At 66.9% G+C, this 17,206-nt stretch carries 16 protein-coding genes; 11 read left to right on the forward strand and 5 right to left on the reverse strand.

Annotated features, from left to right (window positions below; all coding sequences use genetic code 11):
* Positions 1-58: 58 nt before the first annotated feature.
* On the reverse strand, positions 59-496 hold the full coding sequence (locus IHD13_RS07075; protein ID WP_195860337.1) for a cupin domain-containing protein: 438 nt from the start codon (positions 494-496) through the stop codon (positions 59-61).
* Between the two features lie 104 nt (positions 497-600).
* Here IHD13_RS07075 and IHD13_RS07080 point away from each other — a divergent pair, with 104 nt between their 5' ends.
* The 8 genes from IHD13_RS07080 to IHD13_RS07115 all read left to right on the forward strand — a co-directional run bounded on the left by IHD13_RS07080 (position 601) and on the right by IHD13_RS07115 (position 11,839).
* Positions 601-1,494: a LysR family transcriptional regulator gene (locus tag IHD13_RS07080; protein WP_195860338.1), complete on the forward strand. Its 894-nt coding sequence runs from the start codon at positions 601-603 to the stop codon at positions 1,492-1,494.
* A gap of 42 nt (positions 1,495-1,536) precedes the next feature.
* On the forward strand, positions 1,537-1,857 hold the full coding sequence (locus IHD13_RS07085) for a hypothetical protein (protein WP_195860339.1): 321 nt from the start codon (positions 1,537-1,539) through the stop codon (positions 1,855-1,857).
* Positions 1,858-2,139: 282 nt separating this feature from the next.
* The gene (locus tag IHD13_RS07090) at positions 2,140-3,222 is read left to right on the forward strand and encodes an NAD(P)-dependent alcohol dehydrogenase (RefSeq protein ID WP_195860340.1); all 1,083 of its coding nucleotides are present in this window, start codon (positions 2,140-2,142) and stop codon (positions 3,220-3,222) included.
* A 110-nt stretch (positions 3,223-3,332) separates the two neighbouring features.
* Positions 3,333-3,779 (forward strand): universal stress protein, encoded by a 447-nt coding sequence (locus IHD13_RS07095; protein WP_195860341.1) that lies wholly within the window; start codon positions 3,333-3,335, stop codon positions 3,777-3,779.
* A 186-nt stretch (positions 3,780-3,965) separates the two neighbouring features.
* Positions 3,966-4,424: a hypothetical protein gene (locus IHD13_RS07100; protein ID WP_195860342.1), complete on the forward strand. Its 459-nt coding sequence runs from the start codon at positions 3,966-3,968 to the stop codon at positions 4,422-4,424.
* Positions 4,425-4,438: 14 nt separating this feature from the next.
* Complete coding sequence (locus tag IHD13_RS07105) at positions 4,439-6,211, forward strand: C1 family peptidase (RefSeq protein WP_195860343.1); 1,773 nt, start codon at positions 4,439-4,441, stop codon at positions 6,209-6,211.
* A 28-nt stretch (positions 6,212-6,239) separates the two neighbouring features.
* Positions 6,240-11,105, forward strand: coding sequence for an OmpA family protein (locus IHD13_RS07110; protein ID WP_195860344.1), 4,866 nt, complete (start codon positions 6,240-6,242; stop codon positions 11,103-11,105).
* Complete coding sequence (locus IHD13_RS07115) at positions 11,105-11,839, forward strand: hypothetical protein (protein ID WP_195860345.1); 735 nt, start codon at positions 11,105-11,107, stop codon at positions 11,837-11,839. Before IHD13_RS07110 ends, IHD13_RS07115 begins: the two co-directional genes overlap by 1 nt.
* Here IHD13_RS07115 and IHD13_RS07120 read toward each other — a convergent pair.
* From IHD13_RS07120 to IHD13_RS07130, 3 genes are all read right to left on the reverse strand, one after another.
* Positions 11,824-12,252 (reverse strand): hypothetical protein, encoded by a 429-nt coding sequence (locus tag IHD13_RS07120; protein ID WP_195860346.1) that lies wholly within the window; start codon positions 12,250-12,252, stop codon positions 11,824-11,826. The two genes, IHD13_RS07115 and IHD13_RS07120, sit on opposite strands and share 16 nt — an antisense overlap.
* Before the next feature lie 108 nt (positions 12,253-12,360).
* Positions 12,361-13,017: a 2OG-Fe(II) oxygenase gene (locus IHD13_RS07125; protein WP_195860347.1), complete on the reverse strand. Its 657-nt coding sequence runs from the start codon at positions 13,015-13,017 to the stop codon at positions 12,361-12,363.
* A 180-nt stretch (positions 13,018-13,197) separates the two neighbouring features.
* Positions 13,198-13,821 carry a CoA pyrophosphatase gene (locus tag IHD13_RS07130; RefSeq protein ID WP_195860348.1) on the reverse strand — a complete coding sequence of 208 codons (624 nt, stop codon included), beginning with the start codon at positions 13,819-13,821 and terminating at the stop codon, positions 13,198-13,200.
* A gap of 82 nt (positions 13,822-13,903) precedes the next feature.
* Here IHD13_RS07130 and IHD13_RS07135 point away from each other — a divergent pair, with 82 nt between their 5' ends.
* A complete protein-coding gene (locus tag IHD13_RS07135; protein ID WP_195860349.1) occupies positions 13,904-14,461 on the forward strand; it encodes an NUDIX hydrolase in 558 nt (185 codons plus the stop codon).
* 35 nt (positions 14,462-14,496) lie between these two features.
* On the opposite strand, the gene IHD13_RS07140 is transcribed toward IHD13_RS07135, so the two are convergent.
* The gene (locus tag IHD13_RS07140) at positions 14,497-14,808 is read right to left on the reverse strand and encodes a Nif3-like dinuclear metal center hexameric protein (protein ID WP_195860350.1); all 312 of its coding nucleotides are present in this window, start codon (positions 14,806-14,808) and stop codon (positions 14,497-14,499) included.
* 199 nt (positions 14,809-15,007) lie between these two features.
* Here IHD13_RS07140 and IHD13_RS07145 point away from each other — a divergent pair, with 199 nt between their 5' ends.
* Positions 15,008-15,508 carry a fasciclin domain-containing protein gene (locus IHD13_RS07145; RefSeq protein ID WP_195860351.1) on the forward strand — a complete coding sequence of 167 codons (501 nt, stop codon included), beginning with the start codon at positions 15,008-15,010 and terminating at the stop codon, positions 15,506-15,508.
* A gap of 220 nt (positions 15,509-15,728) precedes the next feature.
* Entirely contained in the window at positions 15,729-17,171 is a 1,443-nt protein-coding gene (locus tag IHD13_RS07150) for a TolC family outer membrane protein (RefSeq protein WP_195860352.1), read from the forward strand.
* Positions 17,172-17,206: the final 35 nt, after the last annotated feature.

Here is a 17,206-nt window from a genome sequence, read left to right on the forward strand (position 1 = left end):
GGGTCGGCGAGCCGGGAAGGGGCCGAGAGTGGGGCTGATCCGGGGGGATGCGCAAGGATCAGGGGCCCAGGGCCACGCCGTGACGGTCGAAGATGGCGGCGATCCGCGCCGGGTCGGGACGCTCCGCTGGCAGGGCGTCGCTCAGCTCACGAAACAGCGCGATCGCCTGGCTGGCGCTGCCGGTGATCTCCAGCATGCGGCCACCGCCCGGGCCATAGCGGAAGGCATGCACCCGGCCGGCGGGCACATGGACGAAGGTGCCGGGCGAGCAGTGGTGGGTCCGGCCGTCGCAGCTCAGTTGCACCTCGCCATCGAGGATAAAGAAGGCCTCGTCCCAGTCGTGGGCGTGGGGCGGGGGCCCGGCGCCTTCTGCTCCGGACTGCAGGGTGATGTGGTAGCCGGCGCCGTCGCCGATCAGCGGCTCGATATGGGTGCCCAGTACGCTGAGGCGTTCCGGGCTGTCCTGGGGGGAGATGATGGTGGTCGTGGGAGTCATGGGCGTCGCCTCCTGAGGTCGCTTACCCTCAGCCTAGGTCAGCGCTTGTGAAGTGATAATGGTGCTATTTTAGAAATCATTATCCCGAAGAATGGGGCGCTGGCATGGATACGCTGAAGGCGATGCGGGTCTTTCTGGCGGTGGTGGAGCATCGGGGGTTCGCCCCCGCGGCGCGGGCCCTGGGGCTTTCCACTTCGGCGGTCAGCCGTAGCGTCATGGAGCTGGAGGACTGGCTGGGCACCCAACTGCTGCGGCGCACCACCCGGCGACTGTCGCTGACCCCGGAGGGGCGCTTCTACCTGGAGCGCATCCAGCCCCTGGTGGCTGGGGTGGCGGAGCTCAAGGACCTGGCGGAGCGGCGCCAGGGCGAACCGGAGGGACTGCTGCGGGTCACGGCGCCGCCCTATGTGAGCCGGGCCTGGCTGCAGGCGCTGCTACCGGCCTTCCTGGCCCGCTATCCGCGGATCCGCCTGGAGCTGACGGTGCTCGACCGGGTGGTGGATCTGGTGGCCGAGGGGTTTGACCTGGCGATTCGTGTCGGCCACCTCGACGACTCCTCGCTGATCGCCCGGCGCCTGGCCGAGATGTGCCTGGCGCTGGTGGCCAGCCCGGCCTACCTGGCGCGCCACGGCCACCCCGACCACTGGCGGGAGTTGAAGCACCACAACTGCCTGGTGGACACGGTGGCCGGCTATGGCAACCGCTGGCCCTTTCGCGAGGGCAGGCGCTCCCGGGTGGTGACCGTGGGTGGCAACCTCAGCGTCAACAGCGGGCCCCTGTGTCGCGATCTGGCCATCGCCGGGGTGGGGCTGACCCTGCTGCCGCGTTTCATGGTGGCCCGGGCGCTGGCCGATGGACGCCTGGTGTCGCTGTTCGATGAGGCCATCGACTTCCGGGCCGGCATCTACCTCGTCTACCCCCGGCGGCGGCACGGCTCGCCGGCGCTGCGCTGCTTCGTGGACTTTCTCGCCGAACGGCGCCAACCTTTGATGAATTAGCGTCGGACGCCTCCGGCGCTGCAGCCCGACAAGGAGATCCCGATGGGCCGACTCTTTACCCTGATCGTGGTGGCGGGCCTCGCCTATGGCGGGCTCTATTTCTATTACGGCGTCGTGGTCAAGCAGGCCGTGGCCGAGCAGCTGGATGCCTATGGCCTGGAGGCCCTGGAGGTGAAGAGAATCGATTACGAGCCCCTGGCGCCGCTGCGGACCCAGTCCACCGTCACCGCCACGCTCGGCTACCGGGGCGCCGAGGCGGGATTGATGATCCGCCTCGATGGACACCCGATCTTCTCCGATGAAGTGCGCATGGAGCTGCAGGGCCTGCAGGCCCTGCGCCTGACCCTGGGCGCGGGCCAATAGCCCCGGCCTTGCCGCCTGGCTTCCCCGAGGCCCGCACCGGCCGAGTCCTGGCTAAGTTGCAGGGATAAGGCGCCGGCGGTCGATGTGGTGGTGAGCGAAGGGGCCGCGCCCCTGGCCACGCGGCCTGCCATGCGCCGGGGGGAGCCCTGAGGCACGCCGCTTCGATGGGAAGGAGGCTTCGTGGCAAAGCTTGACCCAGCTCAACTCGCCCGGGCGGTTCTTGTGCTGAACTGAAGTGGATATGGCCCCACGGTTACCGCTGACTCTGCCAAGGAGAGCCCCATGCCTGCCATGATGAAAGCCGCCATCTTCGTCGAACCCGGCCGCATCGAGATCGATGACAAGCCGATTCCCGAGATTGGTCCCAACGACGCCCTGATCCGGGTGACCACCACCACCATCTGCGGCACCGACGTGCATATCCTCAAGGGCGAGTACCCGGTGGAGAAGGGGCTGACCATCGGCCACGAACCGGTGGGGGTGATCGAGAAGCTGGGGGCCAACGTACAGGGTTACCAGGAGGGGCAGCGGGTGATCGCCGGGGCCATCTGCCCCAGTTTTACCTCCTACGCCTGCCAGGACGGCTGCAGCGCCCAGGATGGCGGCCATCATCACCATCACGGCTACAAACCCATGGGCGGCTGGCGCTTCGGCAATACCATCGACGGTGCCCAGGCCGAGTACCTGCGGGTGCCGGATGCCCAGGCCAACCTGTCGCCGGTGCCGGATGGGCTCAGCGACGAGCAGGTGCTGATGTGCCCGGACATCATGTCCACCGGCTTCGCCGGGGCCGAGTCGGCCAATATCAAGATCGGCGATACGGTGGCGGTCTTCGCCCAGGGCCCCATCGGCCTGTGTGCCACCGCCGGCGCGCGGCTGCGCGGTGCCGGCCTGATCATCGCCGTGGATGGCGTCGATGAGCGCCTGGAGATGGCCAAGCAACTGGGCGCCGATGTGGTGATCGATTTCCGCAAGGTGGATGTGGTCGCGGAGATCCTCAAGCTCACCGGGGGGCGTGGCGTGGATGCCTCCATCGAGGCGCTGGGCCTGCAGTCCACCTTCGAGGCGGCGCTGCGGGTGCTCAAGCCCGGTGGCACCCTGTCTAGCCTGGGGGTCTACTCCGGCGACCTGACGATTCCCCTGGACGCCTTCTGTGCCGGCCTGGGGGATCACAAGATCGTCACCTCCCTGTGCCCCGGTGGCAAGGAACGCATGCGCCGGCTGATGCAGATCATCGATAGTGGCCGCATCGACCTGGGACCCATGGTCACCCACCGCTACGCCCTGGAAAACATCGTCGAGGCCTATGACCTCTTCTCCCATCAGCGGGACGGCGTGCTCAAGGTGGCGGTTAAGGCCAGTTAAGCCAAACGCTGGCCGATTGCCTACGCTAGTGGTAGCGAGAAGGGCGCCCCGGGTGCCCTTCGAGACAGGAAGGCGCCGCCGGCGCTGTCGTTAATCAGCAGGGGTTGATCATGTACCAGTCGATACTCGTACCCGTGGATGGCTCCGCTCATGCGGAGAAGGCCCTCAAGGTGGCGGCACAGCTGGCCAGCAGGCCGGCCAAGCTCTACCTGATCAATGTCCAGCAGCCGCCGGACGATATCGGCCTGCTGGTGGGGGGGAGCGGCATGCCGGTCAGCGAGGAGGTGATCCAGAAGCTGGTCCAGGAGCGTGAGGACGACGCCCGCCGGGTGCTGGACAAGGCCTATGCGGCGGTGAAGCTCGATGGCCTCGAGGTGGATGAGATCATCGCCAGGGGGCGGCCCGCCGAGGCCATCGTCGCCGAGGCCGAGGCCCTCAAGGTGGATGCCATCGTCATGGGCAGCCGCGGCATGAGTGACCTCAAGGGCATGGTGATCGGCAGCGTTTCCCACCGGGTCGGGCATACCGCCCACTGCATCGTGGTCACCGTCAATTAGGCCCGTATATCGTCATTTGAGCCGTTTACCCGAGGCGCCTCTTTTGGCGCCTCGACTTGTTACACCCTCTTACGTTTTGCTAGCTTTTGTAAGCAAGCCCTCGGGGATGCTCGAGGTTCCGCCATCGACGGCCGTGGCTCGAAGGAATGGCTGTGCCCCGCCACATCGGGGCCCTAGAGGATAATAATGACAACAGAACAGTGCTTGATGACCTGGCTGCTGGTTGGCTGCCTGAGTTTTCCCCTGGTGACCCAGGCCCAGGTGCGGGTACCTGAGATCGCCGATCCTTCCCTTCCCGATATCGCCATGGTACGCCCCGATCCGACGCATGGGGCGGTGATCATCTATAACCCCGTTTACTGTCAGCAGATAGGGCAGGCCTGCGGCTTCTTCCGTGCGCACGAGTATGGGCATGTGGCGCTGGGGCACCATCTGCGGCATCCCGCTCACTACCCTGCCCAGCGCGAGGCCGAGGCCGACTGCTGGGCGGCGCATCATGCCCACCCCTACGAGATCCTGGCGGCCTACCAGCTATTCATGAGCGGCCATAGCAGTCACAACTGGCAGATCTACGGGCATCCCCAGCAGCGCGCCGAACGGGTGCGTCAATGCGCCCTCCAGGCCGGTCGCTGGATTGGCCACTGACACGAGGCAAGGACATGCCAGATTCGAGACGATATGCCCTGGTGTGGGGCCTGATGATTGTCGTCCTGCTGGGGGGCGGCTTGCCTCCTGCCTGGGGGGCGGGGGTGCCGGCCACCGGGGCGGTGCTGGATATGGACGCCTACAGCCAGGTGCCCCGGGGGGCGCCCCTGACCCGGGGTAACTACCGGGGGTTGCCGGCTCGTCACAGCCTCGAGGCCTTCTCCCCGACCCCGGGGGATCAGGGGGAGCAGGGGAGCTGCGTTGGCTGGGCCGTTGCCTATGCGGCTCGTACCATGGCCGAGGCACGAGTGCAGGAGCTCTCGCCCCGCCAGGTGGTGGATCGCCATGTCTTCTCGCCGGCTTACGTCTACAACCAGATCCTTGCCGGGGACTGCAGTGCCGGTTCCCAGATCCATCATGCCCTCGACCTTCTGGAGCGTCAGGGGGTGCCGCTGTTGCGTGACTTCCCCTATGACCCCAATACCTGTGCGCAGCCGATTCTGCCTCACCATCGCCAGCAGGCCGCCGAGTACCGTATCGAAGGCTGGCGCGCCCTGTCTGCGGCAGGAGCCCGGGCGATCCATGTGCCTACGCGCCGTGCTGTGGCCGCGGATCGTCCGGTGATCATCGGCATGCGGGTGCCCGACAGCTTTTTGGACAGCCGCGCCATTCGCGCCAATGGCGGGCGTTGGGTACCGACCGAGAGGGACTATCAGACCCTCGAGCGAGCGCCTCGCAGTCTCTATGGCCATGCCATGACGGTGGTGGGCTATGACGATCAGCGTTTCGGTGGCGCCTTTCGCGTGATCAACAGCTGGGGCACCGACTGGGGCGAGAACGGCTATGCGTGGATCCGCTATGACGACTTCTCGCGTTTCGTGGTTCAGGCCTTCGAGATCATCCCCCAGGAACCGACGCCTCCCGCGGTGCCGAATGTGGGGGGTGAGCTGCGTTTCCTGCATATCGATGGCAGCCCCATGACGGCCAGTCGCCGTGGGGACCTGACCTGGCGGTTGGATCGTCCTTATCCGTCGGGCACTCGCTTTCGTGCCGAGCTGGACAGTGCCCACGATGGCCACGTCTATGTGATCGGTGGTGACCTCACCGGCGCCTATGTGGAGCTCTTTCCGCGCAGCCGCCAGACCAGCGCCATCCTCACCCGCGGCGAGACCCTGGTGATGCCAGGGCCCACCGAGGATTTCTACACCCGCCTGGATGACACCGTCGGTACCGATTTCTACGTGGTGCTCTTCTCCCGGGAGCGCCTCGATATCGAGGCCCTATTGACGCGAGTCAACAGGGCCTCCGGTACGGTGCAGGCGCGGCTGGCCGAGGCCCTGGGGCGGCGCCTGGTCGAGCCCGAGGTGCTGACTCATGCCGAAGGTGGCATTGGCGCCGAGGCGCATCTGCCGGAGGGGGCGGTGCTGCCCCTGGTGGTGGAGATCGAGCATATCGAGGCGCCGGCCGAGCGTGAGGATCGCCAGCCGCCGCGCATCGTGGTGCAGACCCCGGCGGCGGATCTTTTCGAGGAGGTGGCCAGTGGCGAGCGCCTCCACCGTATCGGCTCGCGGCGCTTCCAGATTCGCGGCGTTGCCCAGGACGAGAGCGCCATTCGCGAGCTGCGCATCGCGGGCGCGCTCTCCAGTCGCTACTCCTCGCGGGGGCCCTTCGAGGCCACCCTGGAGCTGCCCGAGGGCGCAGAGGAAGCCGAGGTGGAGATTATCGCCACCGACGCCGCCGGCAATACCGCCAGCAAGAGGATTCGAGTGGTTCTGGACGACGCCTAGCCACCTGCATCGAAGGGAGTAAACACCAATGACAAGACCCCTGCCGTTACCCTTGTTGGGCTGGCTCCTGTGGCTAGGACTCGTCCTGGCCGGAGTCGCCCATGCCGACTATGCCCACCACACCCCGCGGGCGCTGGTCGAGGCCAGTGTCGATTCGCCCAGTAATATCGAACGCGGCATCATGCGTCGTTACCTGGCCGACCATCACGGAGAGACCCCAGAGGGCATCTTCGCGAGGGCCTGGCTGGCGCGTCAGGAAGGGCGCAATGACGAGGCGCAGCGCATCTATCGCCAGGCCTATGAGGCCGACCCCAGCCTCACCTCGGCGGGCATCAATCTCGCCCATGGCCTCAATGACGAGGGGCGCGCGGAAGAGGCGCTGGCGCTCTTTCAGGAGGTGCTGGCCCGCGCCCCCGAAGATCAAGAGCTGGTGCGCACCATCTACTTCCATCTGCTGGAGGGCATGGAGGCCCCCGAACGGGCCGAGCGTTTCCTGGCCGAACAGGAGGCCAGGCTGGGAGCTGATGCCTGGGTCATCCAGTTCGTCCGTGGCCTACATGCCCAGTTTCATGGCCACGATCGCCCGGCGGCCGGCCGCTACTATCTGGCTGCCGCCGAGGCGGGGGGCAGTGACGAGACCATTCGCCGTTACATGAACCTCGCCCTGGATCACCTGGGCATGGACACGAACCAGGTGCTGCGTCAGGTGATGGCCTATGCCCAGCGCCATGACAGCGCGGTGACCTATCGAGACCTGGGGGATCGGCTGGTGCGACTGGGAGGGCGCCGCGAAGCCCTCGAGTTCTATCAGCGGTCGATGCAGGCCCATCCCAATGCCGAAGCCCTCAAGAGCGCCTTCGACTCGATCCTCAGCTATCGCACCGAAGAGACGCTGGCCTTCGTCGATCACTGGGCGCCGCGCCTTCCCAACAACTGGCAGGCCCAGGCGACCCACGCCGACAGCTTTGACTTCGCGCGCTTCGATCTGAGCCGCGCCCAGGCGCTGCGCCAGCGCTCCATCGAGCTAGCCCCCCATGGGCCGGCCCGCGCCACGGCCGTCTCCCAGGCGGTCTATGCCCTGCATGACATCTACCAACTCGAGCCGGCTCGCCAGCTCTTGAGCGAGTATGCCGAGTCGCTGCCCACCGAGGAGGGGCGCAACCTGATGCAGGCGCTGCTGATCGAGAACGGCCTGCGTGCCAGCGATTATGCGGCGGCGACCGCGGCGTCCAACCGCCTGCCCGAACGCGACGTTCCCGGGGTGAGCGATAACTGGCTGGCGGATATCCGCGAGCGGCTGACCCGTGCCATCCAACTGGAAGCGCAGCGCCGTGGCTTCTACGAGCGCCACCCCTTCCTCGGCAACTGGGAAGAGCGCTTTGGCGAGAGCCTGGTGCTGGCGGTGGAGTTCGAGGTGGGCTCGGATCGTCTGCGTCCCAGTGCCCATCGGCTATTGGCCCAGGCCGCCCAGGCCCTTCAGTCGCCGGGAGGCGAAGAGTATGTGTTCCTGATCGAAGGGCACACCGATAGCACCGGCAGCGATGCCATCAATCTGCCGCTCTCCGAGCGGCGTGCCGCGGCGGTGGCCGACGCCCTGAGCCGTGAGCATGGCATTCCCCGGGAGCGCCTGCAGAGCGTGGGGCATGGCCCCTACCACCCCCTGGCCACCAATGACACCGACGAGGGGCGCCAGCGCAACCGTCGGGTGGAGATTCGCCCCTATGGCAATATCGGTGAGCCGGAGGTGGCGGTTTCCGGGCAGCTGGATGCCAGTGCCCTGACCGCCTCCGCGGATGGACGCCTGCTGGCCACGGGCATGGGGCCCATTCAGCTCTGGGACACCCGGCGCGGGGTCAAGGTGCGGGAGCTGTTCCGCGGCGGCAGGGTGCGGGCTTTTTCTCCGGATAGCCGTTACCTGGCGGTGGGCAGTGGCTATACCGAAGTGAGCGGTAGCACCACCCATACCCTGTATATCTACGACACCAAGACCGGTCATGCGGTGGCCCAGCTGCCGGATGACTCCACCATCAGCAACCTGGCCTGGAGCCCCTTCGGGGATGCCTTGGCCTATACCAGCATGAGTGGTTACCTGCGCATCTACGACCTGAGCGAGCGGCGGGTTCGGGTGGTAACGCGGGTGGGGCCCACCAACAGCACCGGCCTCATCGAGTGGCTCGCCGATGGTGAGCGCCTGGTGACCGATCAGGTCACCGGGGGCGGCATGCGGGTGTGGCGTGCCGCCGACCTCAGCGTGCAGCGTGAGTTGCCCGGCGCCGACTGGCCCCATGCCATGCGCGCCAGCCGAGATGGGCGCTGGCTGGTGGTGGCCGATAACAACCGCCGAGCGACCATCTATGACACCCGTAACTGGGAGTCGCGCAGCCTGGCGTTGCCTCTGGTTCCCAAGCGCATGGAGCCTCACCCCACGCGGCCCTGGATGGTGATGAATGACTTCACCCGGGGGAGTGCCGGCGTCGCCATGCTGGATATGGAGCAGGCCCGCATCCTGGCCACCGCCGACGAGAATCAGGTCGAAGTGGGGATCGGTTTCACCCCGGATGGAGAGCAGGTGGTGATCGGCAGTGGCGATCGTATCCGCTGGCGTGATAGCGCCACTCTGGCGGAAGTGAACGCCCTGGAAGGTCTGGCGGTGGAGTCCAGCGGCCTGCGCCTGGATCGCGTCAATGACTACGCGATCACCGAGGATGCCGACGGGGCCTATGTGTTCAGCCTGAGCAGCGGCCGCCGGGTGCACCGCATGGTGACCGACACCGAGCAGGGCTGGAGCCAGCCCGATGCCGAGGGCACACGCCTGGTCACGGTGGATCGCGACAATCACCTGGTGGTCTTCGATAGCGACACCTTCGAAGAGCGCCGCATCAAGCGCCTGGACTTCCAGGTGACCCGCAGCGTGCTGGCCAGCCGTGATGCCCTGGTGGTGGCTGGGGTGCCCCATGGGCAGGGTGACCGTGAGGATGCGGTGGGTATCGTGGTGATACTCGATGGGGAGGACTACAGCGAACGAGGCCGCCTGCGCCTGCCCCTGGTGACGGCCCCGATCCGCTATGGGCGAGTGATCGACCCGAACCTCGGCCATATGGCCATGGACAGCGATGCGGGCCTGCTGGCGATCAATACCGCCTGGCAGGACGGCTTTGGGCGTCCCAGGGTTTCTTCGGAGCAGGTGGATATCTATCGCCTGGCCGATGCCGCCGAGGTTAGCCGGGTCGCCGTGGGACGCGACCTCTTCGGCCTGCGTCTCGACGCCGGCACCCTGGTCGCCAGCTATCGGGGGCGCGACAGCCGCCGCTATGACCCCCAGACCGCGGCCCACCTGAGCAGTGAGCCGGGTCGCAGTACCTTCCGTATTGCCCTGGAGGAGGGGCGTGAGCTCACCTGGGCGCGGGATCACCTGGCGCTCGGCGAGCGGCGAGTGTCGCTGCCCGACTCCCTGCGCCATGTTCGGGTGCATGAGGCGCGCAATCTGGTGGTGGCCCAGACGCAGGCCAACGAACTGCTCTTCTTCGATCTGGCCACGCTGACCCATCACCTCACCATCGTGGTGAAGCGCAACGATCAGTGGATCGCCTATACCCCGGAGGGGCACTTCGCCGCCTCCCAGCGTGGCACCGAAGGGGTCTACTGGTCGCTTGGCGATAACTACCTGCCCTTCGAGGCCCTGCGTAGCCGCCTGGAGCGGGGGCACCTGGTGCAGCAGCGCCTGCAGGCCCTGATGGAGGGGCGTCGGGCACCGGAGCCCAGCCCCCAGGAGGAGGCCGCCATCGATCCGGCGCTCTTCGAGACCCCCTACGAGGTGCGGCTGGTCTCGGCCAGCGGCATCGAAACCGATGAGGAGGTGTATCGGCTGCGTCTGGAGGTGACCAAGGCCAGCGACGAGCTGCCGGATCCCGAGTTCCGCTATGTCCTCAATGGGCGCCCCATCGTCCAGAGCCGCGGCTTCGAGGAGGAAGCGGTGTGGGATGGGGAGGAGATCCTCGGCGTGGAGCGCGCCTTCAGCCTGCAGCCGGGTTACAACCGCATCGAGGCGGTATTGCGTTTCCGCGACGCGGAGCTGGAGCGACAGGTGGTAGAGGTCACGCGGCGCGAGCGCCAGAGCCCCGCTCAGCTCTCCGCCAATACCCAGCTCTGGTTCTTCGGGGTCGGTGTCTCCGACTACGAGATCGCTACCCAGAACCTGGAGTTCGCTCACCGGGATGCCGAGGCCCTGGCGGCCATGCTGGAGTCCCAGGAGGATGGGCTCTTCGATCGGGTCAATACCCGTGTGCTGACCAATGCCGAGGCCACCGAGCGTAATGTGCGCATCGAGCTCAATGACTTCCTGCGTCAGGCCTCGGCGGAGGACCTGATCGTGATCTTCCTGGCCGGCCATGGCGTCCAGGACAACGAGCAGAACCTCTACCTGATGACCCATGATGCGGACATGCAGCGGCCCTATACCGGCATGTCCATCGACCGATTCCGCGACTTCCTGCAGTCGCGGCCCATCAACCAGAAGGCGGTACTGATGATGGATATCTGCCATGCCGGCAGCATGGGACCGCGCCGGCGCGGGCGGATCACCGCCGAGGATGCGGTGCAGCAGCTCTCCGACGGCACTGGCACCGTGGTCTTCGCCTCCTCCACCGGGGCCCAGTCATCCCTGGAAGATGCCAGCTTCGGCGGCGGTCATGGCGCCTTCACCGCGGCCCTGCTGGAGGCCCTGTCCGGCCAGGCCGACCGTGAGGCCGGCAACGGCGATGGCTTCAACAGCATCCACGAGATCATCTCCTACACCTCGCGGCGGGTACCCCAGATCACCCAGGGGGCTCAGCACCCCACGGTGCCGATGCTGGAGAACGTGCGTGACTTCCCGATCAGTGTGGTGGAGCCGTGATGATGCACTATGCCAAGGCAATCCGATGGCTGGGGATCACCAGCCTGGTCGTCGCCGTGCCGGCCCTGGCCGGTGACTGGCGGTTGGTCGAGCGGGACTGGGACTATTACCTTGCCCACCCCGAATGGGGGGAGGTGGAAGTCCGGCCGGCGGCGGGGGCGCCGCGCTTGCTGGCCGAGGTGCCCTGGGGACAGGGGCTGACGCGACTGGTCTATGACGCCGGCGAGGCGGGGACCTCGGTGCTGGTGGGCATCGAGCGGGCGGTGCTGCTGGATATCGAGGGCGGCGAGGTGCTGGGCGACTTTCCGTATCGCTACCGGCAGCGTGAAGGGGGACACCCCTTCACCCAGCCCCAGTGGGTGCTCAGTGGCGACCACTATGCGATTCGCGACCCCAACGAGGGGCTCGATCATCGCCAGGCGCTGCCCGAGGCCCTGGCGGAGGCCTACCGGGTCGATCCCTGCGCGGATATTCATTTACGCGCCGAGAGTCAGGTCGACCCCCAGGTCGCCTTGAGGGAGCTGGGCGGCTGTCTGGCGTCCCGTCAGCGCGCTGAGGTCTTTCCGCCGGTGGCGGCGGCGATGGTGCGCCAGAGCGTGGCGGCCGGCGAGTTCGAGGCGGCCTGCCGTTATGGCGAGTTGCTGGTGGAGATGCGGGCGTCGGTGACGCTCTTGGCCGATGCCCGTGATGCCCGCGATGCCGAGGCCCAGGGCCTGGCCTACTGTCCGCCCTGAAGGTCGCGGGCGGCGCCAGCCAGGTAGCGCAGTTGGCGGTAGTTCTCCCTCAGGAAGGTCTCCAGGTCGGCCAGTTGGGCCTCGCTGACCCGCCCCTCCTCGAGGTGGCTCTCGAGGATGGCGCAGAGCTTCATGGAGTAGCTGTGGCTGTTCGGATAGCGGGCATAGACCGGCGCGCAGAGCAGCTCGTCGAAGGCGGGCGGTGGCGTCTCCACCAGGACTCGCAGCAGGTCGTAGGTGGCCTGGGTGCCGATATCGGCCTGCTGCACGCCCTCGGGGCTGTAACGGGCCAGGGCCTCGGCATAGTGGCCGCGTTTGATCAGGCTGGCCACGCTCGCCTCCTGGGGCTGCCAGGGCACGCAGCCGGTGATCAGCGCGGCCAGCAGGGCCATGATCCCGTATCGATGCATCATCCTCAGGCTCCGTCTTCTGTCGTCGTTTTGTCGTTGTGGTTGGCCGGGCCACCGCCAGCCTCGGCATCCGCCTTGTCGCCCGACGGGGCGCTTCGGCCGAGACGAGGGTCAGTGGGCCGGGTCGATGATGCCGTTGAGGGAGGCGTTGCGGCGGAACCAGCCGGCGATGCTGGCGCGGGGCCGGGTGGTGGGCAGCACTTCGTGGGGCACCCGGTCGGCCAGGAAGCAGGCGAAGTTGCCCGCCTCGGGGCGGACCCGGGCCACCTCGCGGCTCTCGTCCTCGGGGTCATAGAGCACCATCTCGCCGCCATCCGCCGGGCCCCAGTCGGGGTTGAGGTAGGCGACCGTGGAGATCACCCGATTGGCGCGGCCGCGGAAGCTGTCCCGGTGCTTCCTGTAGAAGGTGCCGGGACCATAGTGGGCGAAGTGGGCCTCGAACTCGAAGAGGCCCAGGTAGAGGGCCCGGTTGAGCTCCTGCTGGAGCTCCGCCATGGCCCCCAGGTAGTGGCGCTGGGCCGTGGTGGCGCGATCCAGCCAGTGGATGGTGTCGCCGCGAATATCGCGGCGCAGGCTGTGCGCTTCACCGCGGCCGATACCGGCGGCCTGCATGGCCTGGCAGGCGACCCGCTCCCGCAGCTCGTCATGCAGGGCCTGGCATAGGGTGGCGTCGATCACGCCTTCGCCGAGGTACCAGCCGCGCTCGACCAGGGCATCCACCAGGTCGGTGAGGGTGGAGGGGGATAACGAGGGAATGGCCAGGCTCATGGGCGCTCCAGGCGTCGGGCGGGGCGGGGGAGAGAGCAGCAGAGACGCCCGTCGGCGGGCGCGTATCCTAGGGAGAAAATGGCCAGGCTCATGGGCGCTCCAGGCGTCGGGCGGGGCGGGGGAGAGAGTAGCAGAGACGCCCGTCGGCGGGCGCGTATCCTAGGGAGAAAATGGCCAGGCTCATGGGCGCTCCAGGCGTCGGGCAGGATAGTAGCAAAGGCGTCCATCGGCGGGGGGACGATAGAGGCTGATGGGGCGCTCGAAGCCCTCCGCCAGCAGCTCCACCAGCATCATCGCCGAGAGGCCCCAGATCACCTGGCCATCCACGTGGTAGCTGGGCACGTAGTGGGGGCGTCCCTCCACGGTGATCACGTCGGTATGGTTGCGGCGATCCTCCAGGAAGAGCCGCAGCGGCACCTCGAAGATGGTGTCCAGCTCGCCGGGGTCGGGGACCAGCGGCAGGTCCGGGGGAATCAGCCCCACGAAGGGCGTGACCCTCAGGCCATGCAGCGAGATGACCTCGCTGAGGCGGCCCAGCAGCTCGACCTGACCACGGGCCAGGGCGATCTCCTCCTCGGCCTCGCGCAGGGCGGTGGCCAGCAGGTCCGGGTCCTGGGCCTCCCGCTTGCCCCCGGGGAAGGCCACCTGGCCGCGATGGGTGTTGAGGTGGTCGGCACGGCGGGTGAACAGCAGGGTCGGCTCGGGGCGGTCGACGATGGGCAAGAGCACCGCGGCCTCGGGCAGCTGCAGGGTGATGCGCCCGGGACGGTGTGCTTGCAGGCGCTCGCGAAGTTTCTCTAACATGGGACTCCCACACGATTTCTCTTCTTGTACTTAGCCCCCGGAAAGGCGTCAAGGGCAAGCCGAGCACCCCCGCGAGGAGCCGATGAATTTCTGCAGCCACTGTGGCCACACCGTTCGCTTCGCCATTCCCGAGGGCGATGACCGTCCCCGCTACCTCTGCGACGCCTGCGGCACCATCCATTACCAGAACCCTCGCATCGTCGCCGGCACCCTGCCGGTGCGGGGCACCAAGATCCTCCTCTGCCGGCGTGCCATCGCCCCGCGCAAGGGGTTCTGGACCCTGCCCGCCGGTTTCATGGAGAACGCCGAGACCACCGTCCAGGCGGCGGCCCGGGAGACCCGCGAGGAAGCCTGCGCCGAGGTGGCCATCCAGGGGCTCTACACCCTGATCAACCTGCCCCATATCAACCAGGTCTATATGATTTTCCTGGCCGACCTGGAGGGTGGCTTCGATGCCGGGCCCGAGAGCCTCGAGGTGGCGCTCTTCGAGGAGGAGGAGATCCCCTGGGACGAGCTCGCCTTCCCCACCATCGAGCGCACCCTGCATCATTTCTATGCCGACCGCCGCGGCGAGGCCTTCCCCCTGCATATCAGCGACATCACCGCCGAGGATCGCGAGCGCTACTTCGGTTCCGCCTGACATGATGCGCCGCGGCGAGGCCGCGGCGCCCTTCCTTACAGCGTTTCCAGCTTCCACACATCATAGGCGGGCTCCTCATAGGGGTGGGCGGCCTTCAGCGCCGTCACCGCCTCGCGGATCAGGTGATCCGCGCAGACCAGCTCGACCTTGAGCTCTTCCACCCGCTCCAGGTCGCCGACCCGGCCGATATGCGGGTTGGCGCCGTCCAGGGGGCGAAACTGCCCGGTGCCCGGGGTCTGGAAGCAGCACGCCTCGTAGTCGCCGATGCGTCCGGCACCGGTGGCGAAGACCGCCTCCTTGACCGTCTCGGCATCCGCCACGGGGACGAAGAAAGCCAGCTTGTACATCGTCGTTCTCCTTCAAGGGGGGAGTGACCTTTGTGCCATATCGGCGGCCAAGGCGTCAGCCCGAGATGGGGTGACGCGGGCGTCGGAAGATTTTTCTTGTTCATATCCTATGCACAATCTACATTGTGTATAGGTTGGGGCGAGCGTCCTCGACCGGTGTCCATCACGCGGTCCCCATGGGGACCAAAGGAGAGCTAGCATGCGTACCCGCCTTCCCCTGACACTCGCCGCCGGCGTCGCCGGTCTGATGCTGGCCGCTGCCGTCCAGGCCGACCACCATGGCGAGATGAAGCAGGATATCGTCGCGACCGCCGTCGAGGCGGGGCAGTTCACGACCCTGGTGGCGGCCATCGAGGCCGCGGGCCTGGTCGAGACCCTCCAGGGCGAGGGACCCTTCACCGTTTTCGCGCCCACCGACGAGGCCTTCGCGGCCCTGCCGGAGGGCACCGTCGAGACCCTGCTGCTGCCAGAGAATCAGGCGCAGTTGCAGGCGATCCTGACCTACCATGTGGTGCCGGGTAGCGTCATGGCCGAGCAAGCCATGTCCCTGGACAGTGCCACCACCGTGCAGGGCCAAGACCTGACGATCACCACCGACTACGGCAAGGTCATGATCGATGAAGCCACCGTGATTCAGGCCGATATCGAGGCCAGCAACGGGGTGATCCATGTGATCGACGCGGTGCTGATGCCTGAATGATCGCTATGGCAAGCCTTGGGTGACTCGACATTCACCTCCGCCCCTCGGGGCGGTTTTTTTATGCCTCGTCTCAGGCCTGGCGGTGATCCTGTCTTATGCTGAGAGGCAGCTTCCGAGCAGCGTGGAAAAATCGCGCATCCGGGTTGCCAGGGAGTGGATTCAGAAAAGAAACATGCGACAATGTATGTATATACCCAGTCCAGCCATCAAGGATGAGCCGATGACGCCATCACCCAGCCCCCAAGCCACTCTCCGTCGTGCCGGTTTCCGCCGGGCCCTGTTGCCCGCCTTGCTGGCCTCGCTGTTCAGTACCTCGGCCCTGGCGGCGGATCTCCTCACCATCACCCGGGATGCCCTGAACAACAACGCCGAGCTGGCCTCGGCGCGTTCGCTTTCCGATAGCGTGGAGGCGGGGCGTGATGTGGAACGAGGCGACCTGCGCCCCCAGCTCAATGCCCAGGGCAATGTGACCCATACCCGCCAGTTCGAGAGTCAGACCGCCACGGGGGCCGCCCCCGGGGACGATCGCTTCACCAGCGCCGGGGTGACCCTGGAGGCCACCCAGGCGCTGTTCGATGCCCGCAATCGCCGCGAGCTGGAACGCGCCGAGCGGGAGATCGATCAGCAGCTCTACCGCCTGGCGGCCACCGAGCAGCAGGTGCTGATCGATGTGGCCACGGCCTACTTCAATATCCTGCGCGCCCACGAGATCCTCGAGGCGCGGCGGGCCCAGGAGCGCGCCATCGGTCGCCAACTGGAGCAGGCCCAGGAGCAGTTCGAAGTGGGGCTGATCGCCATCACCGAGGTGCAGGAAGCGCGGGCCAGCTTCGACCAGTCGCGGGCCGAGCGGATCACCGCCGAGAGCAACCTCCAGGTCAGCTTCGAGGCCCTGGAGCGGCTTACCGGCCAGCGCTATGGTGAGGTGGATACGCTGGGCGAGGGGCTGCCCATCGCCGCTCCGACCCCCGCCGGTCGCGACCACTGGGTGACCCTGGCCATGGAGAACAACCCCCTGGTGCTGGCCAGCCGGGCCGGCGTCGAGGTCTCCCGCAGTACCGTCGAGGTGGCCCGTGCCGGCCATCTGCCGACGCTCAACGCCTTTGCCAACTACCAGTACAGCGATAGCGACCGGGATAACCTGAGCGGCCATGACTCCCGGGCCCAGGTGGGCATCGGCGTCAATCTGCCGCTCTATACCGGGGGCCGTACCCAGGCGGGCATCCGTCAGAGCAGCTTCCTGCTGGAGTCGAGCCAGTACGATTTCGAGGCCCAGCGCCGCGATACGGTGCAGCGGGTACGTTCCCTCTATACCCAGGTGAGCAACGATGTCTCCACCGTCGAGGCACGTGCCCAGGCCATCGTCTCCAACCAGAGCGCCCTGGAGGCGACCCGTGCCGGTTATGAGGTGGGGACCCGCAATATCGTCGACGTGCTCAATGCCGAGCGTAGCCTCTTCGATGCCATTGCCAACCATGCCGAGGCCCGCTACGACTATGTGCTCAACCTCTTGACCCTGCGTCAGCAGTCGGGGGTGCTCGACCTGGGCAGCATCGAGGAGATCAACGGCTGGCTGGCGTCGGAGAGCATTCGCCTGAGCCTGCCCGATGAGGGGGCCCATGAGGCGGCCCTGAACATCGGCGCACCGCCTCGACTGGATGATTAAACGACTAACGTTTACATCCATACATGGATGAATGT

This window comes from Halomonas sp. 328, from assembly GCF_015645095.1.
Classification (GTDB): Bacteria; Pseudomonadota; Gammaproteobacteria; order Pseudomonadales; family Halomonadaceae; genus Bisbaumannia.